Here is a 24,450-nt window from a genome sequence, read left to right as displayed (position 1 = left end):
CGCTTCCGGGCCGACGCGACGGCCAGTCTCAGCGGAGTGGTTCATGCAGATCTGGAAATCAGTCGGTCCGGCATTGGCGCTGCTTGTCGTCGCTTGCGGCGGCAGCAACGGCGGCGGCGACACGACACCGCCACCCGATCCGACGGTCGCGATTGTCGACGCCTTTCCTGAGCTGAGTTTCGACGAGCCGCTGATCTTCGCCAGCGCCCCCGGCGACAGCGACAATGTCTGGGTCGCGACTCGCGCCGGGCAGCTGTTCCGCTTCCGCAACAATGCGCAAACCGCGACGCCGACGCTGGTCCTCGACTTGCGCTCGCGCACCGAGGCCGACGGCGGCGAGCAGGGTTTGCTGGGCCTGGCCTTCGATCCGGGATATGCCAGCAATGGCCGCCTGTACATCAACCGTACGATCAATGCCGCGCAGGCGAGCGGCAACAGCGATGCGACATTGATTGCGCGATTCAGCCCCGGCGCCGGCGGCGCTCTGGCCACCGAGACGAAGCTGCTCGAGTTCGATCAGCCGGCCGACAATCACAACGGCGGCTGGCTTGGCTTCGGTCGCGACGGCCTGCTGTACATCGCCAGCGGCGATGGCGGCGGCAGCGGCGATCCGGACAACAACGCGCAGAATCTCGACAGCCTGTTCGGCAAGATTCTGCGCATCGATACCAACGGCGGCATCCCTTCCAGCAATCCGTTTGCCAACAGCGCCGGACAGCGCGGCGAGATCTGGGCCTATGGGCTGCGCAATCCGTTCCGCAACAGCTTCGATCGCTCGACCGGCGAGCTTTGGATTGCCGACGTCGGCCAGGGTGAGATCGAGGAGATCGATCTCGGCGAAGCCGGCGGCAACTACGGCTGGCGCAAGTACGAGGGAACGCAGGTCTATAACAACGGCGATCCGGTTCCGGCCGACGCGATTGCGCCGCTCTACGAATACGATCACGCCGGCGGCCGCTGCAGCATCACCGGCGGCTACGTCTATCGCGGCTCGGCGATTCCGGATCTGGTCGGGCGCTATGTGTTCGCCGACTTCTGCAGCCGCGAGGTCTGGGCGCTGCGTCGCGACGGCGATGCGGTCGCCGTCATTGAACTCGGCACGGTGCCGGGCCGGCCGTCGTCGTTTGGCGAAGACGCGAACGGCGAGCTCTACATCACGGCCTTCGACGGCAAGATCTACAAGATCGTGCCGTCACCCTGAACGCATTCAGGCGCGAGCGGCGTTTGCGCTGATCAGCGAAGCCCAGCGCGGCATCAGGCTGGGCGCGAAGTCGTGGCCCATGCCGGCAATCAGCTCGAGCCGCGCATTGCGGATCAGCTGCGCGCTGCGCTGGCCGCAAGCCGGGCGCAGCAGCGGATCGGCAAGGCCGTGGACGATCTGGGTCGGCACGCGAATCTGCGGCAGCAGATCTTCGAAGCTGCCGGTGGAAAAAATGGCCTGGGTCTGACGCAGCACCCCGCGCGGACGGAAGGCGCGATCGTAGGAAACACCGGCAAGACGGCGACGGTATTCGATCGGCGTCGGAAATCCGGGACTGCCGACCCGGTTGAGCATTGCCGTCGAACGGCGGATGACCTGCTCGCGCGTCTTCGCCCGCGAGCCGATAGCCGCCATGCGCCACAGCACATCAAAACGTGCCGGCGGCAGCTTCGGATGATTGGTGCTCGACATGATGGAGTTCAGGCTCAGCACGCGCTGCGGATACCGCGCCGCGACGATCTGCGCAATCATGCCCCCCATCGAAGCGCCGACCAGATGCGCGCGCGGGATGCTCAGCGCATCGAGCAGCCCGACGGCGTCGTCGGCCATGTCATGCAGGCTGTAGTTCGGCTGCGAGGGGCGGCCCATGCGCGAGCGCAGCCAGTCTCCGGCCAGGCGCACCGGCAGACCGCGGTCGACTTCTGCCGACAGACCGGCGTCGCGGTTGTCGAAACGGATCACGCGGAAGCCGTTGGCAAGCAGTTGGCCGCAGAGCGCTTCCGGCCAATGAATCAATTGCCCGCCCAGGCCCATGACCAGCAACAAGGGTTCGCCCTGCTCCGGCCCAGCCATTTCGTAACTCAGTTGCAGGCCATTGACGCAGGCGCTGCCGGCGGACCAGCTTGGATTCATTGCAGTCGAATGTCGGATTCGTGAAATTTTTGTGAACGAACCGCGACACTAGCAGGCGCTGAAAATTTTAGTCACCTCGATTTTTCCGAGGCGCTGACGCTGTGATGAATGTGACAGCCGGTTAAGATTTATGACAAGCCTCATCAACAGCCTTTCCGGGACTCAAAGACATGCCTTCCTTCGATATCGTTTCCGAAGTCGACAAGCACGAGCTGACCAACGCGGTGGATCAGGCCAAGCGCGAGCTGACCAATCGCTTCGACTTTCGCGGCAGCGACGCCAGCTTTGCGCTGGATGATTTCGTCATCACGATGACCGCGCCGAACGACTTCCAGTTGCAGCAGATGCTCGACATCCTGCGTCCGCGACTCGCGGCGCGGCACATCGATCTGCGCTGTCTGGATATTGGCGAGCCGGAAGTGAACCTTTCGCAGGCGCGCCAGAAGATCACCGTCAAGCAGGGCATCGAGCAGGCACTGGGCAAGAAGGTCGTCGCCAAGATCAAGGAGGCCAAGCTCAAGGTCGAGGCGCAGATCCACGGCGACAAGCTGAAGGTGAGCGGCAAGAAGCGCGACGATCTGCAGGACACGATCGCCCTGCTGCGCAAGACCGAGTTCGATGTACCGCTGCAGTTCGAGAACTTCAGGGACTAGGCAAACGATTGGGGCTTGGCGCCCCGGCACTCAAACCTCGAGTGTCTCCTTGCACAGCGGGTAACGGCTGCAGCCCCAGTAGGGTTTGCCCGCATCGGGGCTATCGTCAGCGGCGCGCCGCACGTACATCATGCTGCCGCACTTCGGACAAGCCATGTAGGTCGAGGTGCCGGCCCGCTGCGGCGGTGGCCGTGGACGCGCCTTTACCGCTGACGCCTGCGCAGGCTGCGACTCGGCAGCCGCTGCGCGCTTCTTGAGCCCGCGGCCATAGGCCGACAGGCCCGCGAGCGCCACAAACAGCAAGGGCAGCAGGAACTGCAGCGCAGTCGCCAGCGTCTTGATGTAGTCCGCAGCGGTGGGTTGCTCGCTCGGCGCGATATTCATTGCAGCGAGTGCATGCAAGCCAAAGTACGCGCCCGCGGCCAGCGCCAGCGCCGCCCACCAAGGCAGCGCCGCTGCCTGTATCGCCACACCGCTCAGGGCGCCCTGCCCCTGTCCTCGTGCCACCGTTGTCTCCAGCTGATCCGGCCGGTCCGCGCAGCGGACGAGCCCCTTGCGGGCAATAGTGCCAGAGTGCCGTGCCGCTGAGCGACACTCCGGCGCCTGCCCTCTGCCGGCTATCGGCGCTTCAAGCCCAGTTGCGCAGCCAGCACCTTGTCGACCACACGGGTCGGCAGCAGACGCGGAATCGTCCAGTTCTTGAGATGCCCGGGCACCACTGGATAGCGCACCTTCGGCTTCGCCGCGGTCAGCGCCTCGAGCACGACGCCGGCGACGCGCTCGGGTGGAAATCCCTTGCGGCCTTCGACGAGGAAAAAGTCCATGAATTTCTGCATTGCCGGAAAGATCGGCAGATGTTGGTAGGGCGTCGAATCGACCTGCTCGGCCTTGTCCCAGATCGGCGTTGCGACATGCCCCGGCGCGACCATGACGACATCGATGCCGTAGAACATCAGCTCGCGGCGCAGGCTTTCCGAAAGGCCTTCGAGCGCATGTTTCGAAGCCACGTACGGGCCGACGAAGGGCGCGCCCATCTTGCCGGCGACCGAGGTGATGTTGACGATGCGGCCCGGCGTCCCGCTCAGGCTGTCATCCGTGCCCAGCAGCGGCAGGAACGCCTGCATGACGATCATCGGCCCGGTGATGTTGACCTCCAGCTGCTTGCGGAACTCGGCAATCGGCACATGCGTCAACGGCCCGCCGACGGCGATACCGGCGTTGTTGACCAGGCCTGCGAGACGCTGGCCCTTGAGCGCGGCACCGACCTGCGCCGCGGCCGAGTGGACCGCCGCCTCGTCGGTCACGTCGAACACGAGTGGGGTCAATGCGGCGCCGAGGCGGGCCTTGAGGGCATCGGCATCCGCCGGCTTGCGAACGCTGCCGAACACATGGAACCCCTGCGCGGCCAACGCGACAGAGATGGCGTATCCAATGCCGGTCGAAACGCCGGTGACGACAGCAGCTTTCATGAAAATCCCCGCCAGAAATCGAAGGCGGACAGCTTAGCGCTTACTTCTTTGCAGGCCTGCGCTGTCGACAGGAGATCGGAGTAGTTATAACATTAGTTATAAATCGATTGGAGCGCCGTGATGGAACTCAAGATCATTGCCGTCGGCAACTCGGCCGGCGTGTTGCTGCCCAAGGAGCTGCTCGCACGTCTGCGCGTCGAGAAAGGCGACACGCTGTACGTCGCCGAGACGCCGGATGGCATCAAGCTGATGCCGCACGATCCGCTGCTGGCTGCGCAGATGGAGGTTGCGGAGCGGGTGATGCGCAAGCGTCGCAATCTGCTCCACAAGCTGGCGGACAGCTGAAACGACGATGATCGTCTGGATCGAAAAAGCCCTGGTTCTGATGCTGCATGACCGGCAAATCGCCGAGCATGGCGGCAGCAGCGGCCTGCGCGACGATGGTCTGCTCGAGTCTGCGCTGGCGCGCCCGCAGCAACGTTATGCCTACGGCGAACCGCCGGCCGATCTCGCAGATCTGGCCGCCAGTCTGGCGCATGGGATTGCCAAGAATCATGCTTTCGTCGACGGCAACAAGCGCACTGCGATCGTCAGCTGCGAAACCTTCATCGAGCTGAATGGTGCATCGCTTGAAGCCAGCGATGAGGAGATTTATCCAGTCATTCTTGGCTTGGCCGACGGCGCCTTGAGCGAGATCGAATTCGCCACCTGGCTGCGCTCCCGCCTCAAGCTCGACCTGCAGGGCAGCGGTGTTCAGGAACGGCGCCCTGGCTATTCAGCCAAAACTTCCGCAAAAACAACAAAAGCCAGGAAATAGTCAGGCGCTGGCGGTAAGCTGGTTATATATGCAGCAGATCCTGCCCCTGATCGACGCAAAACCCATCGCCGACGGCCCGATGGCGGGGCTGTTTCACCCTGCGGTGGCGGGCTGGTTCACCGACACCTTCGGCGCGCCGACGCCGGTGCAGCAACAGGCCTGGCAGGCTACCGCGCGGCACCAGAACGCCTTGATCACCGCCCCGACCGGTTCGGGCAAGACACTCGCCGCATTTCTCGCGGCGATCAACGACCTTGTTGTCGAAGGCGTCGAGCGCGGACTGTCCGACGACGTTCACGTGCTCTACGTGTCGCCGCTCAAGGCGCTGTCGAACGACATCCAGAAGAATCTGCAGGCGCCGCTGGCCGGCATCTGCGCGCGCGTGAGGGCGATGGGCCTCGGAGAGCTGGCGATCCGCGACGCGGTGCGCACCGGCGACACCAGCACGTTCGAGCGCACACGGATGCGCCGCTCGCCGCCGCACATCCTCGTCACGACACCGGAATCGCTGTTCATCCTGCTGACCTCGGATTCCGGCCGCGCGATGCTGAAGACCACGCGCACCGTCATCGTCGACGAACTGCATGCGGTGGCCGGCAGCAAGCGCGGCGCGCATCTGGCGCTGTCGCTGGAGCGGCTCGACGCGCTGTGCGAACGGCCGCCGATCCGCATCGGCCTGTCGGCGACGCAGAAGCCGATCACGACGATGGCCGAGCTGTTGATGGGCGATGCCTCGCGCAGCTGCACGATCGTCGATGCCGGCCATCGGCGCCAGCGCGATATCGCGCTGGAAATGCCACGCTCCGCGCTCAGCGCGGTGATGGCCAATGAAGTCTGGGGCGAAATCTACGACCGCCTGGCGGAGCTGATCGATCAGCATCGCACGACACTGATCTTCGTCAACCAGCGCCGCATGGCCGAGCGCATCGCACGTCATCTGGCCGAGCGCATCGGCGAGGAACACGTCACCGCGCATCACGGCAGCCTCGCCCGCGAGCATCGCCTGCGTGCCGAGCAGCGCCTGAAGTCCGGTCAGCTCAAGGCGCTCGTCGCCACCGCCTCGCTGGAACTCGGCATCGATATCGGCGACATCGACCTGGTCTGCCAGATCGGTTCGCCACGCTCGATCAATGCCTTCCTGCAGCGCGTCGGCCGCGCCGGTCACGCCGTACGCGCGATTCCAAAAGGCCGGTTGTTCCCGTTGTCGATGGACGATCTCGCCGAGAGCGCCGCGCTGATCGACTGCGCGAATCGCGGCGAGCTCGATCACATCCATATCCCGCAGGCGCCGCTCGACGTGCTCGCCCAGCACATCGTCGCTGAAACCGCCTGCCAGGATTGGGCGCTGGAAGATCTGCATGCGCGGGTCGCACACACCCTGCCCTATCGCAGCCTGACGCTGGAACGCTTCACCGAGCTGGTGCAGATGCTCGCCGACGGCTACAGCACCAAGCGCGGACGCCGCGGCGCGCTGCTGCATTACGACGCGGTCAACCGGCGCATCCGCGGCCGCCGCGGCTCGAAGCTGGTGGCGGTCACCAACGCCGGCACGATTCCGGATCAGTTCGATTCCGATGTGGTGCTCGCGCCCGAGGATCTGCGCGTCGGCACGCTCAACGAAGACTTCGCGTTCGAGAGCCTGCCGGGCGACATCGTCCAGCTCGGCAATACCTCGTATCGCATCCTCAAGGTCGAGACCGGCCGCGTGATCGTCGAGGATGCCAAGGGGCAGCCGCCGAGCCTGCCGTTCTGGCTCGGCGAATCGCCCGGACGCAGCAATGAATTGTCGGTTGCCGTCTCGCGATTGCGCGCGGATGCGGATGCACTGCTTACCGGCGGCACGGTCGAAGACTGCCAGCGCTGGCTGCAGAACGACTACGGCCTGGACGCGGTCGCCGCACTGCAGCTGGCCAACTATCTGGCTGCGGCAAAGGCGGCGCTCGGTCTGCTGCCGACCCGCGAACGCTTCGTGTTCGAGCGCTTCTTCGACGAAGTCGGCGACACGCATCTGGTGATTCACGCGCCGCTGGGTTCGCGCGTGATGCGCGCCTGGGGCCTGGCGCTGCGCAAGCGCTTCTGCAAGCAATTCAACTTCGAATTGCAGGCGGCAGCGCTCGACGATTCCCTGGTGCTGTCGTTGGGCCCCACGCACAGCTTCCCGCTCGAAGAAGTCACACACTACCTGCACTCCAACACCGCACTGGACGTGCTGGTGCAGGCGATCCTGCAGGCGCCGATGTTCCCGACGCGCTGGCGCTGGGCTGCATCGGTGGCGCTTGCGATCTCGCGCAATCGCAACGGCAAGCGCGTACCGCCGCAGTTCCAGCGCTCGGATGCCGAAGACCTGCTGACGCATGCCTTCCCCGACGCCGTCGCCTGCCAGGACAACCTGCCCGGCCATCGCGACGTGCCGGACCATCCGCTGGTCCATCAGGCGCTCGACGACTGCCTGCATGAGGTGATGGACGCCGAAGGACTGCTGACGCAGCTGCGCCGCATCGAATCCGGCGAAGTGACGATTGTCTGCCGCGATCTGACCGCACCCTCCCCATTGTCGGAAGCGATCCTCAACGCGCGTCCCTACGCCTTCCTCGACGATGGCGCCGCCGAGGAGCGCCGCACGCTCGCGGTGAAGACGCGCGGCGTCTTCGAGCCGCAGACCGCCGGCGATCTCGGCCGTCTCGACGCCGATGCGATCCGCCGCGTGCAGCAGGAGATGCAGCCCGACCCGGCCAACGCCGACGAGCTGCACGATGCGCTGGTCGTCTACGGCTTTCTCACCGCGACCGAAATCGGGCCGTGGGCGCCAATGCTGCCGACGCTGCTTGCCGCGCGGCGTATCGCGCAATTGCAGACTCCGGCCGCGACGCTGTGGGTCGCCGCCGAACGCCTGCGCGAACTGCGCGCGGTATTGCCGCATGCCGAAGTGATCGGCGACGCACCGGCGCTGGGGGCCGACGTCGATCTCGATATCGCGCTGCGCGAGCTGATGCGCAGCCGCCTCGAACTGATCGGCCCGACGACCGAGCGCGAACTCGCCGAGCCCCTGGGCATCGATGTCGCCGCGATCTCTCAAGCCCTGCTGGCGCTGGAAGCGCAGGGCTACGTCATGCGCGGCAGCTTCTCGCAAGCCGGCGCCGCCGAATGGTGCGAGCGCCGCCGCCTGGCACGCATTCATCGCCTGACCCGCGACACGCGCCGCGCCGGCTTCGAGCCGGTGTCGCCGGCGGCTTTCATGCGCTTCCTGCTGGATTGGCAGGGGCTGAGCAGCGGCAGCCTGCGCGAAGGTCCGGTTGCACTCGAGGCCGTGCTGGCGCAGCTGCAGGGCTGCGCGATTGCCGCCGCCGCCTGGGAGGCCGATGTGCTGCCGGCGCGTCTGCGCGCTTACGACCCCGCTTGGCTGGATCAGCTGTGCGCGAGCGGTCGCGTGCTCTGGCAGCGTCTGCCGGGCACGAGCAGCGACGGCCGCAAGGCCGCCCCGGTGCGCGCGACGCCGATCATGCTGCTGCTGCGCGAACAGGCCGTGCACTGGCAGTCGGAGCCGGATCAGACGGCGGAGCTGAGCGCGGCGGCGGTCGCCGTACTCGAAGTGCTGCGCGAGCATGGTGCTTCATTCTTCGTTGAACTCGTCGCCGACAGCGGCGTGCTGCGCAGCCAGGTCGAATCGGCACTCGGCGAACTCGTCAGCCATGGCCTGATCACGGCGGATGGCTTTGCAGGCCTGCGCGCGCTGGTCGCACCCGCCGAACTCAAGGCACGCAGCCTGCGCCGCGGCGGCGTTCGCGCAGCGTTCCAGAATCTTGAAAGTGCCGGCCGCTGGTCGCTGGTGCATGCACGTCGCAAGACCGCACCGGCTTCCGACGACGTCCACGTCGAGGCTGTTGCCTGGACGCTGCTGCAGCGTTATGGCGTGCTGTTCCGCGGCCTGATCGAGCGTGAGGCGCGCCTGCCGCCGTGGCGCGAACTGCACTATTGCCTGCGCCGACTTGAAGCGCGTGGCGAGATTCGCGGCGGACGTTTTGTCAGCGGCTTTGCCGGCGAGCAATTCGCGCTGCTCGATGCCGCCAATGCACTGACCAGGCATCGCGAGGACCGCGATCAGGCCCTGATCGTGATCGCCGGCTGCGATCCCTTGAATCTCACCGGGGTCATCCTGCCCGGCGAGCGCGTGCCGGCCATGCCCGGACATCGCCTGCTGTTGCGCGGTGGCGTCCCGGTCGCCAGCCTCGTCGGCGGCGAAGTGCGAACGCTGATCGAGACCGATAGCGCGACGCAGTGGCAATGGCGCAATCGCCTGCTGCGCGGCAGCGGCGCGTTCGAAACCGACGGCGAGAGCATCAGCCCGCCGCTGCGCATGCCCGGCCGCGGCGCCGGACAGCGGCCGCGCTACTGAGTCAGCGGCGGACGATTCGAACGCGGCTCGGGCCGTTCCTGGCGTTCTTGCTGCGCGACGCGCTCCAGAGCCAGCGGTGATTCCACGAACAGCGAGCGCGTCGGGAACGCGAAGCCGACCCCGATCTCGGCAAAACCACGCAGCATCGCCAGATTGATCGCCTGCTGCGTGTCCATGTATTTGTTGAAATCCGGATCGGTCATCCAGAACACGACTTCGAAATCCAGCGAGGACTCGCCAAATTTCGCGAAGTGGACGCGATCGAAGCGCGTCATCGGCTGGTCCTCGATGATCTTCTTCACCAGCTTCAGCACCTGCTCGATCTGCTCGGCGCTGGTCTGATACGTCAGGCCGAACGCGAACACATTGCGCCGCTCGTACATGCGCTTGTAGTTGCGCAGCCGCGCCTTCAGCAAGTCGCTATTGGAAAACACGATCTGCTCGCCGCCGAGGCTGCGGATGCGCGTGGTCTTCAGACCGACATGTTCGACGCTACCCATGTAGTCGTCGACAATGACGAAATCGCCGATGACGAAGGGCTTGTCGATGACGATCGACAGGCTGGCGAACAGGTCGCCGAGGATGTTCTGCACAGCGAGCGCGACCGCGATGCCGCCGATGCCCAGGCCGGCGACCAATGCCGTGACGTCGATGCCGAGATTGTCGAGCGCGACCAGCAGCAGGATCGACCACAGCAGCACATGCGCGATGAAGCCGAGCGCGGCAAGGCTGGTCGTCGCGCCGATGTCATGCTGCTCGCTGCGCTTGCGATAACGGCCAAGCCAGAAGTCCATGGCCTTGCTGGCCCACAGGCCGACCTGCAGCAATGCTGCCGCGCCGGCGACGTACTTGAGCCAGGTCGCGGCCGGATCGGGCAGGTCCAGATAGCGCGTGCCGACGAACAGGCTGACGCCGAGGACGAGAATCTGGCGCGTGCTGCGCACGACCTCGACCAGTGCGTCGTCGAGGCTGTTGCTCGTGCGCTGCGCCAGCTTCGACAGACGGGCCAGGGCCAGGCTTTTGACGAGCGCGACGATCAGATTGATGGCCAACGCAACCGCAAGCGCGGTCATCCAGTCGGACAGGGGATTTTCCAATAACGGTGTCTGCAGATTCATGCGCATTCCCGAAGAGCAGTACGGGCGATGCCGGCAAGGCGGAGCAACGAAATGAAGCCGGCGCGAGGGCTGTCTTTTTAACCGCTGCTGCCTGACAGCCGAATGAACCGCCGGTTCCCGCTTAGAATGCAGCGGCGCGACCGGCTGATATTGCAAAGCGCCACGAGAACAAAATGAATGGAATTCTGAGCATCCTGATCCTGATCGCGGGCGCCGCCGGCCTCTTCTTCTGGCTAGGCCTGCGCCGCGGCAACCAGCTGCTGCGCCTCGAGCGCGCAGGCCAACCGACAACCGGACGCCTTTGCGCAAAAAACATGCTGACGCGGAAGGGTCAGACGACTTACACGCTGATTTATGAGTACGAGTCCGACAAGGGCATGCACCAGCGCAGCGTAGTGGTCAGTCAGAGCGAGTTCGACAGCGCGCAGGAAGGCGCGCTGCTCGATATGGTCTACCTGCCTGCCGACCCGCGCATCGTCGAGACGCGCGAGCGCATCGGCGAAGCGATCAGCGCGGCGCGCGCACGTCGCGGCAACATGCGGCGCCGCTGGGACGACTAATCCCTAGCGCAGCGAACGCCGCAGTGTTGCCAGGCCGCTGAAGGCCAGCAGCATCAACCAGCTCAGCGCGCCGCCACCCTTGTCTTCTTCGGAACCGGAATTTGCCGTCGCCAACGGCGTCGCGGTCGGACTCGTCGTCGGTGTAGCGGTCGCTACCGGGGTCGACGTTGGATTACCCGGCGTTGCGCCAGGCGTCATCGTCGGCATCGGCGTCGCGGTCGGCCAGTTCGTCACGTAAGGCGTCGGCACTGCAGAAGGACCGACGGTCGGCACTGGCGTTGGCGTTGCACTGCCCGTCGCGGTCGGTGTCGGCGTGGCACTCGGACTGGCCGTCGGCGTGCTGCTCGGCGTGGGTGTCGCGGTCGGTGTCGGGGTTGCGGTCGGCAGCGATTCGCAGGCATTGCCGATGCCGTCATTGTCGCTGTCCTGCTGCGTCGGATTGGCAATCGTCGGACAGTTGTCGAGCGGATTGACGACGCCGTCGCCGTCCGTATCGACCGGCCGGCCACCCGGATCGTTGGATGCAGGATATGGCAGCAGCGATGCGCAATAGATGAACGGATCGCCGTCCGGCGTCGCGCCGGTCGCCGCACCGCCGAACAGGTCCGGCAGGATCGGCGCGAGCGTATCCCAGTACAGCTTGCGCTCCTGGATGATCAGGCTCTGGAATTCGCAGTAGCCCAGTCCTTTCGCATTGAGCACCGTGCCCATGTTGAGATGGCCGAGCGCCTTGTTGACGACTTCCTTCTCTTCGAGCCCGGTCAGATCGCCCCACGCGATCTGCAGCCAGGGCACCAGCGGATTGATCGGCAGGCCGACAACATCGAACACGCCTTCGATCGGATCGTATTCTTCAATGCCGGGAATCCACGCGGCCTGCTCGAGCGCGCGGCGCAGGAACCAATTCGAAATGCTGTAGCCCTTGCCCTGCACCATCAGCGGCACGCCGGCAACCGTCTTGATGCCGCCGACATGCTTGACCAGCTGACGCGCACGCAGCAGCACTCTGGACGCGACACCGGCCGCACGCGGCGTCGAGAAGCTGGTGCCTGCGACGAACTCGTCGACGCCGCTCTCGCAATCCATGCAGTACGGCAGTGTCTGCGTATAGTCGGACACGAAATCCGGGAACAGGCCGGACAGCAGCGTGTCGCCTTCCGACGAACCTTCCTCGATGCCGCTGACGCCGATGCTCCACCAGGGACCGGCGCCCGCACGTGCCGGCGCGAGACCCGGGCCATTGCCCGCGGAGCTGAAATGCAGCTTGCCCAACTGGACGACCGCCTCGTAGGTATCGGCGAAGGCCCGCGTCTCCGGCAGCGGAATTCCGACAAGCGGGATCGAGACGCCGTAGCTGGTCGTGATGATGTCGACCTGCGGATTGAGGAACGCGAAGTCATGCGCCTCGTCGTTGCCGAGCGCGCCTTCGGTTTCGACGAACAGCAGGATCGCGTCCGGGTTGGCTGCCAGCACGGCAGCCGAAGTGCCGAGCCCGTGCGCCGACTTTGCGACGCCCGGCTTGAGCGTCTCGAAGCCCGCGCCGACAAACGACGTCGCAATGATGTTGGTGCCCTTGAAGTAATACAGCTCGCCCGGCTCGACGCGGTTCCAGAACTCGGCATCGGCGGCGAGATCGGCCGTCAGATTGCCGGTGCGCGTCAGCGTGACGACGTTCTCCGGCGGCACTCCGAGCGCCTCCAGGACTTCCTTGGTGACCGAAGACGGCACATTGCCGCCGTAGATCGGGCCGCCGGTATAGAACGCCGCGTGATACGGATTGATGGCCGAGTCGATGTCCGCGACGACGACGCGCGGCTGCAGCGGGGCGGAAGGAATGCCGTCGTACGGCGGCTTCACGACGACGGCGATGTTCGCGCGGGCACTGCCGCTGTACTCGACGGTGAAGCCGCCGGGATTGGTCGCAACAACCTGATAGGTCCCGGGAACGGCGTTGCTGACGGTCAAGGTCTCGAACGTCCCCGCCGCGCCTTCGCTGTCTGCCGTGCGCACCGTGCCATCCGGCAGCGTCACGCGTAGACCCAGATCGGCGTCGGCGTTGTTCCAGCCGATGCGAAACACCAGGGAGGTCGCCGTGCATTCGAGGGGCAGCGCGACGTTCCTGGCCGTGCTGGCGCCCGGCGTGTCGCCTTCGCCGCCGGGAGCGGTGCCTTCCCAGTTGTCGACGACCAGATTGTTGCCGGTCCCTAGCGAGCAGACCGCCTGTGCCGCACCGGTCGGCAGCATCAGCGCAATCAGCAGGAATGTTCGCAGCTGGCGATGTGCCAGCAGATGATCGAAGCCCAGCATGGTATTCCCCCCGGAACGTGCGCATTACCCCGCAAGCAGCGTACCAACCCCTAAGCGCGCGCTGTGCGTTGTGGTGCGCAACACTCTAGGCCCGCGGAACAGCCCGCCGCTACCGCAGGGGCGTTATGGCACGCCGGCAAGCACCAAGCTGGTGCATGACGCCGGCTGTCGAGGCCGGCGTCATTTCGGCAGCCCTGATCAGTCGTTGCGATAGATCTCGGCGCCGGCGCGGACGAACTCCGCCGATTTCTCGGCCATGCCCTTGGCGAGCGCCGCCTGCTCGTCGGCGCCGACCTTGGCCGCGTAGTCGCGGACGTCCTGGGTGATCTTCATCGAGCAGAAGTGCGGACCGCACATCGAGCAGAAATGCGCCTGCTTGGCGCCTTCCTGCGGCAGCGTCTCGTCATGGAATTCGCGCGCCTTTTCCGGGTCGAGGCCGAGGTTGAACTGGTCTTCCCAGCGGAACTCGAAGCGTGCCTTCGACAGCGCGTTGTCGCGCACCTGCGCGCCGGGATGGCCTTTGGCCAGATCCGCGGCATGTGCGGCGATCTTGTAGGTGATGATGCCTTCGCGCACGTCGTCCTTGTCCGGCAGGCCGAGATGCTCCTTGGGCGTGACGTAGCAGAGCATCGCGCAGCCGTACCAGCCGATGTTGGCGGCGCCGATGCCCGAGGTGATGTGGTCATAGCCCGGCGCGATATCGGTCGTCAGCGGTCCGAGCGTGTAGAACGGCGCCTCGAAGCAATGCTTGAGCTGCTCGTCCATGTTCTCCTTGATCATCTGCATCGGCACGTGGCCGGGGCCTTCGATCATGACCTGCACGTCGTGCTTCCAGGCGATCTTGGTCAGCTCGCCGAGCGTGTGCAGCTCACCGAACTGCGCATCGTCGTTGGCGTCGGCGATGCAGCCGGGACGCAGGCCGTCGCCGAGCGAGAACGACACGTCATAGGCCTTCATGATTTCGCAGATTTCCTCGAAATGCGTGTAGAGGAAATTCTCCTGGTGATGCGCGAGGCACCACTTGGCCATGATCGAGCCGCCGCGCGAGACGATGCCGGTGACGCGCTCGGCGGTCCAGGGGATGTAGCGCAGCAGCACGCCGGCGTGGATCGTGAAGTAGTCGACGCCCTGCTCGGCCTGTTCGATCAGCGTGTCGCGGAACAGCTCCCAGGTCAGCTCCTCGGCCTTGCCGTTGACCTTCTCCAGCGCCTGGTAGATCGGCACCGTGCCGATCGGCACCGGCGAGTTGCGCAGGATCCACTCGCGCGTTTCGTGAATGTTCTTGCCGGTCGACAGGTCCATCACCGTGTCGCCGCCCCAGCGCGTCGACCAGACCATCTTCTCGACTTCCTCGGCGATGCTCGACGTCACCGCCGAGTTGCCGATGTTGGCGTTGATCTTCACGCGGAAGTTGCGGCCGATGATCATCGGCTCCAGCTCCGGATGGTTGATGTTGGCCGGGATGATCGCGCGGCCTTCGGCGACTTCCTGGCGCACGAACTCGGCGGTGATCTCCTTGGGCAGGCGCGCGCCGAAGGCTTCGCCGCGATGCATGCGGCGCAGGTAGCCGGCCTTCTCGTACTCGGCGCGCAGTTCCTGCAGACGCGCGTTCTCGCGCACCGCGATGTACTCCATCTCCGGCGTGACAATGCCCTGGCGGGCGTAGTGCATCTGGCTGACGTTGGCGCCGGCCTTGGCCTTGCGCGGCGCGCGGATGTGCTCGAAGCGCAGCGCGCGCGTCGTATCGTCGGCGGCGCGGATGCGACCGAAGATCGAGCTCGGCCCCTTGAGCTGTTCGGTATCGCCGCGGGCTTCGATCCACTCGGCGCGCACCGGCGCGAGACCGGCGACGAGGTCGATCTGCACGTTCGGATCGGTATACGGACCCGAGGTGTCGTAGACCGTGACCGGCGCATTGGGCTCGAGGCCGTTGGCCGAGCGCGTCGCGGTCAGCGAGATCTCGCGCATCGGCACGCGCACGCCCTGCGCGCCTTCCACGTAGATCTTGCGGCTGCCCGGGAACGGCCGGCGGACATCGGCCGACAGTTCTTCGGCCTTGGAGAAAATCGTATCGGCAACTGCGCTCATGTCGAATCTCAGCAGGCGACGGGGGAGCGCTCACGCCAGCGGCAAGGCCCCTGGCTTTAAGCCTTCCCTCGCCACGGTGGTGGCCAGGTTCCAAGGGTTTGATCTCAGCCCGCATCCCGCGTGGGCACCCCCGGCTTGTGGCGGCTAGTGTAACGCCCCGCAGACGCGATGGCTTGGCGCACATTCACAGTGCATCGCCGGTCAAGTTTCAGGCAGTATCCGAGCGCCAGTTGCCCCACCGCATTTCGCACGGACACCCAGCCCCGATGACCGCAGGCCTGCTCACCACCGCGTTTCTGCCCCTTGCCCTGGGTTTCATCATGTTCGGCCTGGGCCTGACGCTGCGCGTCGGCGACTTCACCCGCGTGCTGGTCTATCCGCGCGCCGTGCTGGTGGGCCTGGGCTGCCAGGTCGTGCTGCTGCCGCTGGTCTGCGTCGGCGTCGCCCATGCCTTCGGCCTCGAGCCGGCACTCGCCGTGGGCCTGATGCTGCTCGCCGCCTCGCCCGGCGGCGTGACCGCGAATCTCTACAGCCATCTGTCGAACGGCGACGTGGCGCTGAACATCACGCTCACCGCGATCAACTCGGTGCTGGCGATCATCACGCTGCCGATCATCGTCAACCTGTCGATGCTGCATTTCATGGGCGAAGGCCAGGTGATCCCGCTGCAGTTCAGCAAGGTGCTGCAGCTGTTCACGATCGTGCTCGGCCCGGTCGCGATCGGCATGCTGCTCAACGCCAAGGCCAACGCGCTCACGCAGCGCCTGCTCAAGCCGGTGAAATGGCTGTCGATCATCTTCCTCGTCGCGATCGTCGGCCTGGTCTTCAGCAACGACCGCGAGAACATCGGCGCCTACTTCGCACTCGTCGGCGCCGCCTGCCTGGTCTTCAATCTCGCGAGCCTGGGCACCGGCTACTGGGTGCCGCGCCTGCTCAAGCTCGACGAACGCCAGTCCATCGCGATCGGCATGGAGATCGGCATTCACAACGGCACGCTGGCGATCGCCATCGCCCTGTCGCCGATGATGCTGAACAACCCGACGATGGCGATTCCCGCAGCGATCTACAGCCTGTTCATGTTCTTCACCGCGGCGCTGTTCGGCTGGTGGGTCAGCCGCCGCGCCCGTCCCACGACAACGGCATGAACCCAATGCGCAGAACCCGCCTGCTTGCCGCTTCGCTGATCGCCGTCGCCTGCGCAGGCTGCGCGACGCTCAATGAGTCCGACTGCCGCGCCGGCAACTGGCGCCAGCTGGGCTATGTCGACGGGCTCAAGGGGTATGCGAGTCCGCGCATCGCCGAGCATCAGAAGGCCTGTGCCGAGTACGGCATCGCGCCGGACACAACGGCCTGGCAGATCGGCTACACCGAGGGCCAGACGTTGTATTGCACCGCGGCCAACGGCTACATCGTCGGCCGCGACAACCAGGGCTATGCGGATGTCTGCCCGCCGAAGCTCGACGCAAAATTCCGCCCGGCTTATGAGGACGGCAAGCGCGTCGGCGCACTGCGCAGCCGCCTGGACAGCATCGACAGCGAGCTGGGCAATATCAGCTCGCGGCTCGCGGAAGACGACCGCCGTGCGCAGGAGTACATCGACGCGGTGCGCGGCGGCCACAAGCCGGCCAAGCGCCCCGAGCTGATCAGCCGCGACGAACGCTTCCAGCTGGAGCGCGACTTCAACCAGCTGAATGCCGATTATGCGAATGCCCGGCGCGAACTCGAGCGCCGCGATGCGGACTACAGCGCGAGCTATGACGTCGCGCCGCTGGAGCCGATCCGGCGCAACTAGGCTTTTGGAAAACCGCGCAGCACGAAGTACAGCGCGGTGTAGATGCGCGGCTCGACCATGATGCCGCGCTGCGCCTGTTCGGCGAGCCACGCATCGATCCGCGCCAGAGGCACCCGATGCACGGTGATGTCCTCTCCCTCGACGCCACCGCCGTCGTGCACACGCGTCAGCCCGCTGACGCGGATCAGATACAGCACTTCGCTGGTCAGGCCGGCGGCGACCGGACCGCTCAGCAGGATCTCGGCGCGCGCACCGCGGTAACCGGTTTCTTCCTCGAGTTCGCGAATCGCACTGTGCTCGATGGACTCGTCCTCGAAGCCGGCTTCGTCGCCGATCAGTCCGGCCGGCAATTCGATCGTGCGCCGCTGCAGCGGAATCCGGTATTGCTCGACCAGCAGCAGCTCGTCGTCATCGGTCACCGCCAGCACGAACGCCGCGGCGCGGCTGTTGACGCGGGCGACGTATTCCCAGTGGGCGTTGCGCAGCAGGCGCAGGAATTGGCCGTTGTGCAGCTCGCGAACCGTGTCGCTCATGCCGGTCGGGTCCAGAGTTCGTGACTGATCTTCGCGGTCTTGCCCTGGGTCAGCAACGGCAGCGCTGCCGCCAGCAGGCCAGGCGCCGCCTGGGTGAATGCGTAAGGCGGATTGACCACCAGCAGGCCGCAGGCGTGCATCTGGCCCTCGCTGGGCGCGCCGGTGTCGATCTGCAGGTCCATCGCCTCCTGCGTCAGCACCGAGCGCATGCGGCGCAGCCAGCGATCGGTCTGGTAACGCTGCTTGTGCGGGTACCAGATCGCGTAGGTGCCGTTGCTGAAACGCTTGAGCGCGGCCTGCACGAAGTCGGACACCGCCTCGAACTCGTCCGGGCGCTCGAACGGCGGATCGACCAGAACGAGGCCGCGCTTCTCGCGCGGCGGCAGCAGGGCGGCCGCCTCGTAGCCGTCGCGCTGGTGGATCGCGACCCGCGCATCGTCACCGACCGTGGCCCGCAGTTCGGCCGCGATGGCCGGCACCTTCTCGCAGACGATCAGGCGATCCTGCTCGCGCGCCATGCTCAGGGCCAGCAACGGGGAACCGGGGTAGTGACGCAGCGCATCGCCCGGATTGTTGCGCGCAATCAGCGCCAGGTAGCGCTCAAGGGCCGGCGGCCGTGCCGCCCAGAGCCTGGCAATGCCGGCCTGGGCTTCGCCGGTGCGCTGCGCGGCGGCGTCGCTGAGATCGTAGTCTCCGGCGCCGCCATGGGTTTCGAGATAGCACCAGGCCGCCGGCTTGGCGCTCAGCGCATCGAGCAGGCTGACCAGCAGGATGTGCTTGAAGACATCGGCGAAATTGCCGGCGTGATAGCGATGTTGGTAGTGCACCGAAGCATTATCCGCTGAGCCGCAAAAAAAAGACCGCGGTGAGCTGCTCCAATGAAGGAACGCGCGGCCGCGGTCGAATACTGTCCGGCCTAAGGGAGGGAAAGCGACCGGACTGCACATATTGTTACATCACGGGCTGGTATTTTTCGAGACGTGTGCGCAGGAAAGCTTGCCCGGGGCAGCGATCCGCTCACAAAATCCCCTACGTAACAGCCTGAAAAACGGCTTTGCCGCTGCTGCGGGCACGGAAAATGAGCAGCCCCTCAGGCGCGGACCCGGTCGGTGTTTTGCGGACGTCCGCCGCGCGGAATGGGCAAATAATCGTCACGCTGCCGCGCCGCACGCCGATGCCCGGACTACCCGTTTCGTGGTCTGGACGTCAGCGCCTCAGGCATGCCATAAGGACCGCCCCCTGGCTTTGCCAGAGACGCCAGACCAGAGCCCGAGGAGGCCGCGATGAGCAACGAGCAGATTCAGTCCATTCTCACCGAGACCCGCGTGTTCGAGCCCAAGCCGGACTTCGTCACCCGGGCGCGGCTGAATGCTGAACGCCTCGAAGCCCTGAACCAGGCGGCAGCGGCCGATCACAACGGCTTCTGGGCCGATCAGGCGCGCGCAAACCTGGGTTGGCAGACGCCGTTCAAGCAGGTGCTCGACGACAGCCAGGCGCCAAACTATCGCTGGTTCGCCGACGGGCGTCTGAATGTCTCGGCCAACTGCCTGGACCGCCACCTCGGCGAGCGCGGCAACAAGATCGCGATCCGCTTCGAGGGCGAGCGCGGCGATGTCCGCACCTACACCTACAAACAGCTGCACGCCGAAGTCTGCAAGCTGGCCAATGGCCTGAAGTCGCTGGGCATCGAGACCGGCGATCGCGTCGTCATCTACATGCCGATGGTGCCGGAAGCGGTGATTGCGATGCAGGCCTGCGCGCGCATCGGCGCGATTCATTCGGTCGTGTTCGGCGGCTTCTCGGCGAGTTCGCTGAAGGATCGCATCGAAGACGCCGGCGCGAAGCTGCTGATCACCGCCGACGGCGGCCATCGCGGCGGCACGATCGTCGAACTCAAGCAGGCCGCCGACGAAGCCCTTGCCATGGGCTGCGCCAGCATCGAGCACGTGATCGTCCTGAAGCGCACCGGACACGACATTCCGTTTGTGGGCAACCGCGTCCGCTGGTGGCACGAGCTGCTCGCCGACCAGAGCGAGCGCTGCGATCCGGTCTGGGTCGACGCCGAACATCCGCTGTTTCTGCTCTACACGTCGGGCTCCACCGGCAAACCCAAGGGCATCCAGCATTCCAGCGCCGGTTATCTGCTCGGTGCGACGGTGAGCACGCAGTGGGTCTTCGATCTGCGCGACGACGATGTGTTCTGGTGCACCGCCGACGTCGGCTGGATCACCGGCCACAGCTACGTCGCCTACGGCCCGCTGTCGGCCGGCGCAACGGTGATGATGTACGAAGGCACGCCGACGGTGCCCGATGCGGGCCGCTTCTGGAAGATCTGCGAAACCCACGGCGTGACGATCTTCTACACCGCGCCGACCGCGATCCGCGCGCTGATGAAGCTCGGCGAGGATTGGCCGCGCAAATACGACCTGTCGAAGCTGCGCCTGCTCGGCAGCGTCGGCGAGCCGATCAATCCGGAAGCCTGGATGTGGTACCACCGCGTCATCGGCAACGAGCGGCTGCCGATCGTCGATACCTGGTGGCAGACCGAAACCGGTAGCATCATGATCGCGCCGATTCCCGGCGCGGTGCCGACCAAGCCCGGCTCTTGCACCAAGCCGCTGCCTGGCATCGCGGTCGATGTCGTCGACGAATCGGGCGCGCTGGTGACCGGCAACCAGCAGGGCGGCTATCTGGTCATCAAGAAGCCCTGGCCGTCGATGCTGCGCACGATCTGGAACGACAACGCGCGCTACATCAAGACGTACTGGGAACAGTTCGGCAGCAAGTACTATGTCGCCGGCGATTCAACCCATCGCGACGAGGACGGCTATTACTGGATCATGGGGCGCGTCGACGACGTGCTGAACGTCTCCGGCCACCGCCTCGGCACGATGGAAGTCGAAAGCGCGCTGGTATCGCATCCGCGCATCGCCGAAGCCGCCGTCGTCGGCCGGCCGCACGACATCAAGGGCGAGAGCGTGTTCGCGTTCGTCATCTGCCGCGGCGAGCGCCCGACCGGCGCCGAAGCCGATGCACTGGTGAAGGAACTTCGCGATCACGTCGGCAAGCAGATCGGCGCGATTGCGAAGCCGGACGACATCCGCTTCGCAGACAACCTGCCGAAGACCCGCAGCGGCAAGATCATGCGCCGTCTGCTGCGCACGATCGCCAAGGGTGAGGAAATCACGCAGGACATCTCGACGCTGGAGAATCCGGCGATCGTTTCGCAGCTGGCGGGCAAGGCCTAATCCGCGCTTGTCGGTCCGGCACGACCTGAGCAGAATCGCTTCACGAAACCAGCGCCTCGAAAATGGCGAAACTGAAAATCTTGCACAAGGACAAGGTCAGCGAATGGCCTTTAGGTTCGTTCGTGCTGGCAATCGGCAGAGCGCCTCACAACAACATTGTCATTGATGAGCGGGCTGTGGCGCCTGAACATGCCGAGATCAGCTTTGCCCAAGGTCAGTACCTCTTAACCGATCTTGGCAGCAAAGCCGGCACACGCGTCAACGGCGTGACCATCAAACAGGCGACCCTCAGAGAGGGCGACCTGATTCAGGTTGGCTCCCTTGCGTTGCGGTTCCAGATGGATGCTGTCGCCGTCAGTGAGGCGAGCCCGACAGTTGCCGATGCGCCGCCAACTACAGCCGAGACCACGATGCTCGACGAACTGGTGGGTTCAATCCGCAATCATCGCGCACGCGAACTCACTGCGCGCGAACAGGCCATCGCACAAATACAGGTCGAATGGGAGTCGTGCCTCAAGCTCGCCGAGGAACTGCGGCTCAAGGTCGTGGGCGATCCGCGGATAAAGTATTTCGAGATCAATCGTCGCGCGAATGACGTAATGATCCGCATCCAGCGTCAGCCAGGCGGGCCACAGCGCATGATCACCGTGGCCCTGCGCCACCCCGACTATCCCGAGCACACGCTCAACGGCATCTGGTTGATCCGCACCGATGAGCCAGTGCGGTGCCTGCCGACCTCGCAGGAGATCGCGAACCATCTGGTTCGTGATCTGGCGTTCGCTCTGGCCTGAAGCGCGCCCCGGGCCGGGGCGCTTGCTCAACTCTGGCGCCGCGCCATGAACGCGACGCGTTCGAACAGATGCACATCGGCCTCGTTCTTCAGCAGCGCACCGTAGAGCGGCGGCAGCGATTTCTTGGTGCTGCTCTCGCGTAGCACGGCCGGATCGATATCTTCGGCGAGCAGCAGCTTGAGCCAGTCGAGCAGTTCGGAAGTCGACGGCTTCTTCTTCAGGCCCGGCAGTTCGCGCAGACCGAAGAAGGCTTCCATCGCTTCCTTGACCAGATTCTTCTTCAGGTCCGGGTAGTGGACGTCGACGATCTTCTGCATCGTTTCCTTGTCGGGGAAACGGATGTAGTGGAAGAAGCAGCGACGCAGGAAGGCGTCCGGCAGTTCCTTCTCGTTGTTCGAGGTGATGATGATGATCGGCCGGTTCTTGGCCTTGACCGTCTGGCGCGTCTCGTAGACGTAGAACTCCATCTGGTCGAGTTCGCGCAGCAGGTCGTTCGGGAACTCGATGTCGGCCTTGTCGATCTCGTCGATCAGCAGCACCGGGGCAACGTCCGACTCGAAGGCCTCCCACAGCTTGCCGCGGATGATGTAGTTGCTGATGTCCTTGACGCTCTCGTTGCCGAGCTGCGAGTCGCGCAGGCGCGAGACCGCGTCGTACTCGTAGAGGCCGTGCTGGGCCTTGGTCGTCGACTTGATCGCCCAGTCCAGGAACGGACGCTTCAGCGCCACGGAAATCTCGCGCGCCAGCTGGGTCTTGCCGGTACCGGGCTCGCCCTTGATCAGCAGCGGCCGCTGCAGCGTCACGGCGGCATTGACCGCCATCATCAGATCATCGGTGGCGACGTAGTTGTCGGTGCCTTCGAAGCGCACGGGAATTCCTTGGGCGATGGGAAAGGTCAGCAGTCTACCGAACCTAGCCTTGCGGCGGCGAGCCGCCTGCTAGTGGCGCAGCTTCGACGCGGCCTCGGCTTCCTTGGCGACCTGCTTGAGGAAATCGCCCGTGTTCATATTGGCCGGCTTGACCTGCGACCACAGTTTGCGGCCCCACAGCACGCCGGCGACGATCAAGGCAAAGACCGCGACCGGCCCGAACACGACGACGGCGATGGCCCCGCCGATGACGATCATCTGGATCTTGCGCTTGCTGAGGCCGTTCAACGTGTTTCGCGAACGCAGCAGCTGGTCGATGGCCGGCGTCGCGACACCCGCCTGATGGAGGCGTTCGCGGTCGTTGGAAAGGCGGGTTCCCAGGTTTTCCGAGCCGGCCTTCGGCACGCTGCGATTATCGATCAGCCCGCCCGGCAGCCGTCCCGCGGCTGTCGGGGCGGCGGGCGCCGCCGGCATGGCGGCGGCGGGTTTGACCGCCGCCACCTTGGTCGCCGCCGGCTTTGCCGCTGCGGCGGTATCTGGCTTGCGCGTCAGGTGCGCCGACTTCGCCTTCTGCGCCGCCAACCATTCCTGGTAACTCTGCGAAGGGCCCACCCCGTTGCCGCCGCTCGTGGCGCTGACGACGTTATCCCGGCTCGCCGCACCCTTGAACAGGATCAGCGCCAGCCGCGACAACGGCAGCAGCAGCACGCCTGCGGCCATTACGCACAAGGCCAGCGCGGCGAAGCCGCTCAGTTGCCAGATCCACAGACCGCCAAGCACACCCATGACGCCAAGCAATACCGCGGTGGTTTGCGTGACACGCCAGGCGAAGACGCAGAGGCCGATGCTCAGTCCGAGCAGGATGAAGCGGGTGACGACCTGCTCTGGAACGGTTGGCTGCGAAGACGCTACGTCGAGCACCGCCGGCAGCGCCAGCAACTCACCGCGGGCCTGGCCCAGGAAGCCGAGCGGATCGCGGCCGGCAGCGGCGAGCGCGAAGCCCAGCGCCGCCGTCATGTCGTTGATCCACCGCTGCGGATCGAGCGTGAGTTCGAAATTTTCGCCGCCGGTCACCGCTGGCGGCAGATCCTCGCTGTATTCGTCGATCAACTCCGGCGTACCGTCCGGGCCGAAGTGCGCGACGACCGCGAAGGGGTCGCCGCTTGCGCCGCCCTCCTCGCTCATCAGACCGACCATCACGGACTGGGCGGCATTGATGGCCGCCGTCGTCATGTCGACCTGCGCGGCGGTTGGCAGCAGCGTCTCGACAAGGACGGCTTCCGCCTCGGCGCGGCTCATGCGCGCCAGCAGCTTGCCGCCCGTCGCCAGGGCGGCGACGCCATCGGGAGCAAGCAGCAGCAAGGAACTTTGCTCGGCGCCGTCGCCGATGCGCCATTCGTACAGGGCGCGCAAGGCGTATTGTCCGGCAGGCTCGCCCTGCAGGTCGGCTACCGACAGCACAGCGATGCGCGCACCGCCGCTGTCGGCGACCTGCGAGAGCATCATCTCCATTGTCGGGATGAGCTCGGGGCCCATCACGCCGGCCGGATCGCTGACGTAGGTATCGAACGGCGGGATGTCCTGCTGCGCGTGGACAGCGAGGCTCGTTGCGGCCAACAGACCCGCTGCGATGAGGCTCAGACGCATGGAAAATCCCCGGACCGAAGGCTCAAGGATCATGTGCCGCCCCGCGCTGAAC

At 65.5% G+C, this 24,450-nt stretch carries 20 protein-coding genes; 10 read left to right on the top strand and 10 right to left on the bottom strand.

Features of this window, described 5'->3' with window-relative positions:
- The first annotated feature begins 43 nt into the window (after positions 1 to 43).
- Positions 44 to 1,201 (top strand): PQQ-dependent sugar dehydrogenase, encoded by a 1,158-nt coding sequence (locus AC3WUF_RS04400; RefSeq protein WP_492422797.1) that lies wholly within the window; start codon positions 44 to 46, stop codon positions 1,199 to 1,201.
- A gap of 6 nt (positions 1,202 to 1,207) precedes the next feature.
- Here the strand turns inward: AC3WUF_RS04400 and AC3WUF_RS04395 are convergent, their stop codons facing one another.
- A complete protein-coding gene (locus tag AC3WUF_RS04395) occupies positions 1,208 to 2,113 on the bottom strand; it encodes an alpha/beta fold hydrolase (protein WP_492422795.1) in 906 nt (301 codons plus the stop codon).
- A gap of 170 nt (positions 2,114 to 2,283) precedes the next feature.
- On the opposite strand from AC3WUF_RS04395, the gene AC3WUF_RS04390 reads away from it, so the two are divergent.
- Positions 2,284 to 2,766: a YajQ family cyclic di-GMP-binding protein gene (locus AC3WUF_RS04390; RefSeq protein ID WP_492422793.1), complete on the top strand. Its 483-nt coding sequence runs from the start codon at positions 2,284 to 2,286 to the stop codon at positions 2,764 to 2,766.
- A gap of 30 nt (positions 2,767 to 2,796) precedes the next feature.
- On the opposite strand, the gene AC3WUF_RS04385 is transcribed toward AC3WUF_RS04390, so the two are convergent.
- Both AC3WUF_RS04385 and AC3WUF_RS04380 read right to left on the bottom strand, forming a co-directional pair.
- Entirely contained in the window at positions 2,797 to 3,273 is a 477-nt protein-coding gene (locus AC3WUF_RS04385; protein ID WP_492422791.1) for a topoisomerase DNA-binding C4 zinc finger domain-containing protein, read from the bottom strand.
- Between the two features lie 110 nt (positions 3,274 to 3,383).
- Positions 3,384 to 4,235: an SDR family oxidoreductase gene (locus AC3WUF_RS04380; RefSeq protein WP_492422789.1), complete on the bottom strand. Its 852-nt coding sequence runs from the start codon at positions 4,233 to 4,235 to the stop codon at positions 3,384 to 3,386.
- A 120-nt stretch (positions 4,236 to 4,355) separates the two neighbouring features.
- On the opposite strand from AC3WUF_RS04380, the gene AC3WUF_RS04375 reads away from it, so the two are divergent.
- The 3 genes from AC3WUF_RS04375 to AC3WUF_RS04365 all read left to right on the top strand — a co-directional run bounded on the left by AC3WUF_RS04375 (position 4,356) and on the right by AC3WUF_RS04365 (position 9,445).
- On the top strand, positions 4,356 to 4,580 hold the full coding sequence (locus AC3WUF_RS04375; protein WP_492422787.1) for an AbrB/MazE/SpoVT family DNA-binding domain-containing protein: 225 nt from the start codon (positions 4,356 to 4,358) through the stop codon (positions 4,578 to 4,580).
- 7 nt (positions 4,581 to 4,587) lie between these two features.
- A complete protein-coding gene (locus AC3WUF_RS04370; RefSeq protein ID WP_492422785.1) occupies positions 4,588 to 5,052 on the top strand; it encodes a type II toxin-antitoxin system death-on-curing family toxin in 465 nt (154 codons plus the stop codon).
- A gap of 79 nt (positions 5,053 to 5,131) precedes the next feature.
- Positions 5,132 to 9,445, top strand: a complete 4,314-nt coding sequence (locus tag AC3WUF_RS04365; RefSeq protein ID WP_492423561.1) for a DEAD/DEAH box helicase — start codon at positions 5,132 to 5,134, stop codon at positions 9,443 to 9,445.
- On the opposite strand, the gene AC3WUF_RS04360 is transcribed toward AC3WUF_RS04365, so the two are convergent.
- Positions 9,439 to 10,563: a mechanosensitive ion channel family protein gene (locus AC3WUF_RS04360; protein ID WP_492422783.1), complete on the bottom strand. Its 1,125-nt coding sequence runs from the start codon at positions 10,561 to 10,563 to the stop codon at positions 9,439 to 9,441. The two genes, AC3WUF_RS04365 and AC3WUF_RS04360, sit on opposite strands and share 7 nt — an antisense overlap.
- Positions 10,564 to 10,736: 173 nt before the next feature.
- Here AC3WUF_RS04360 and AC3WUF_RS04355 point away from each other — a divergent pair, with 173 nt between their 5' ends.
- Entirely contained in the window at positions 10,737 to 11,123 is a 387-nt protein-coding gene (locus AC3WUF_RS04355; RefSeq protein WP_492422781.1) for a DUF3592 domain-containing protein, read from the top strand.
- 3 nt (positions 11,124 to 11,126) lie between these two features.
- On the opposite strand, the gene AC3WUF_RS04350 is transcribed toward AC3WUF_RS04355, so the two are convergent.
- Positions 11,127 to 13,430, bottom strand: a complete 2,304-nt coding sequence (locus tag AC3WUF_RS04350) for a thrombospondin type 3 repeat-containing protein (protein ID WP_492422779.1) — start codon at positions 13,428 to 13,430, stop codon at positions 11,127 to 11,129.
- Positions 13,431 to 13,628: 198 nt separating this feature from the next.
- The gene (thiC, locus tag AC3WUF_RS04345) at positions 13,629 to 15,518 is read right to left on the bottom strand and encodes a phosphomethylpyrimidine synthase ThiC (RefSeq protein WP_492422777.1); all 1,890 of its coding nucleotides are present in this window, start codon (positions 15,516 to 15,518) and stop codon (positions 13,629 to 13,631) included.
- 266 nt (positions 15,519 to 15,784) lie between these two features.
- On the opposite strand from thiC, the gene AC3WUF_RS04340 reads away from it, so the two are divergent.
- Positions 15,785 to 16,663 carry a bile acid:sodium symporter family protein gene (locus AC3WUF_RS04340; protein ID WP_492422775.1) on the top strand — a complete coding sequence of 293 codons (879 nt, stop codon included), beginning with the start codon at positions 15,785 to 15,787 and terminating at the stop codon, positions 16,661 to 16,663.
- Positions 16,660 to 17,310: a DUF2799 domain-containing protein gene (locus tag AC3WUF_RS04335; RefSeq protein ID WP_492422773.1), complete on the top strand. Its 651-nt coding sequence runs from the start codon at positions 16,660 to 16,662 to the stop codon at positions 17,308 to 17,310. Before AC3WUF_RS04340 ends, AC3WUF_RS04335 begins: the two co-directional genes overlap by 4 nt.
- On the opposite strand, the gene AC3WUF_RS04330 is transcribed toward AC3WUF_RS04335, so the two are convergent.
- Entirely contained in the window at positions 17,307 to 17,843 is a 537-nt protein-coding gene (locus AC3WUF_RS04330) for an NUDIX hydrolase (protein ID WP_492422771.1), read from the bottom strand. The genes AC3WUF_RS04335 and AC3WUF_RS04330 overlap by 4 nt on opposite strands.
- Entirely contained in the window at positions 17,840 to 18,670 is an 831-nt protein-coding gene (locus AC3WUF_RS04325) for a 23S rRNA (adenine(2030)-N(6))-methyltransferase RlmJ (RefSeq protein WP_492422769.1), read from the bottom strand. The genes AC3WUF_RS04330 and AC3WUF_RS04325 overlap by 4 nt, the downstream gene beginning before the upstream one ends.
- A gap of 456 nt (positions 18,671 to 19,126) precedes the next feature.
- On the opposite strand from AC3WUF_RS04325, the gene acs reads away from it, so the two are divergent.
- Both acs and AC3WUF_RS04315 read left to right on the top strand, forming a co-directional pair.
- A complete protein-coding gene (gene acs / locus AC3WUF_RS04320) occupies positions 19,127 to 21,091 on the top strand; it encodes an acetate--CoA ligase (protein ID WP_492422767.1) in 1,965 nt (654 codons plus the stop codon).
- A gap of 62 nt (positions 21,092 to 21,153) precedes the next feature.
- On the top strand, positions 21,154 to 21,882 hold the full coding sequence (locus AC3WUF_RS04315) for an FHA domain-containing protein (protein WP_492422765.1): 729 nt from the start codon (positions 21,154 to 21,156) through the stop codon (positions 21,880 to 21,882).
- Between the two features lie 26 nt (positions 21,883 to 21,908).
- On the opposite strand, the gene AC3WUF_RS04310 is transcribed toward AC3WUF_RS04315, so the two are convergent.
- The gene (locus tag AC3WUF_RS04310) at positions 21,909 to 22,757 is read right to left on the bottom strand and encodes an AAA family ATPase (RefSeq protein WP_492423559.1); all 849 of its coding nucleotides are present in this window, start codon (positions 22,755 to 22,757) and stop codon (positions 21,909 to 21,911) included.
- Positions 22,758 to 22,820: 63 nt separating this feature from the next.
- A complete protein-coding gene (locus tag AC3WUF_RS04305) occupies positions 22,821 to 24,398 on the bottom strand; it encodes a TPM domain-containing protein (RefSeq protein WP_492422763.1) in 1,578 nt (525 codons plus the stop codon).
- Between the last annotated feature and the right edge of the window lie 52 nt (positions 24,399 to 24,450).

The organism is Fontimonas sp. FW305-C-3, from assembly GCF_058783185.1.
Note: the sequence above shows the minus strand (reverse complement) of the source record. Positions and strands in the feature narration are given on the sequence as shown.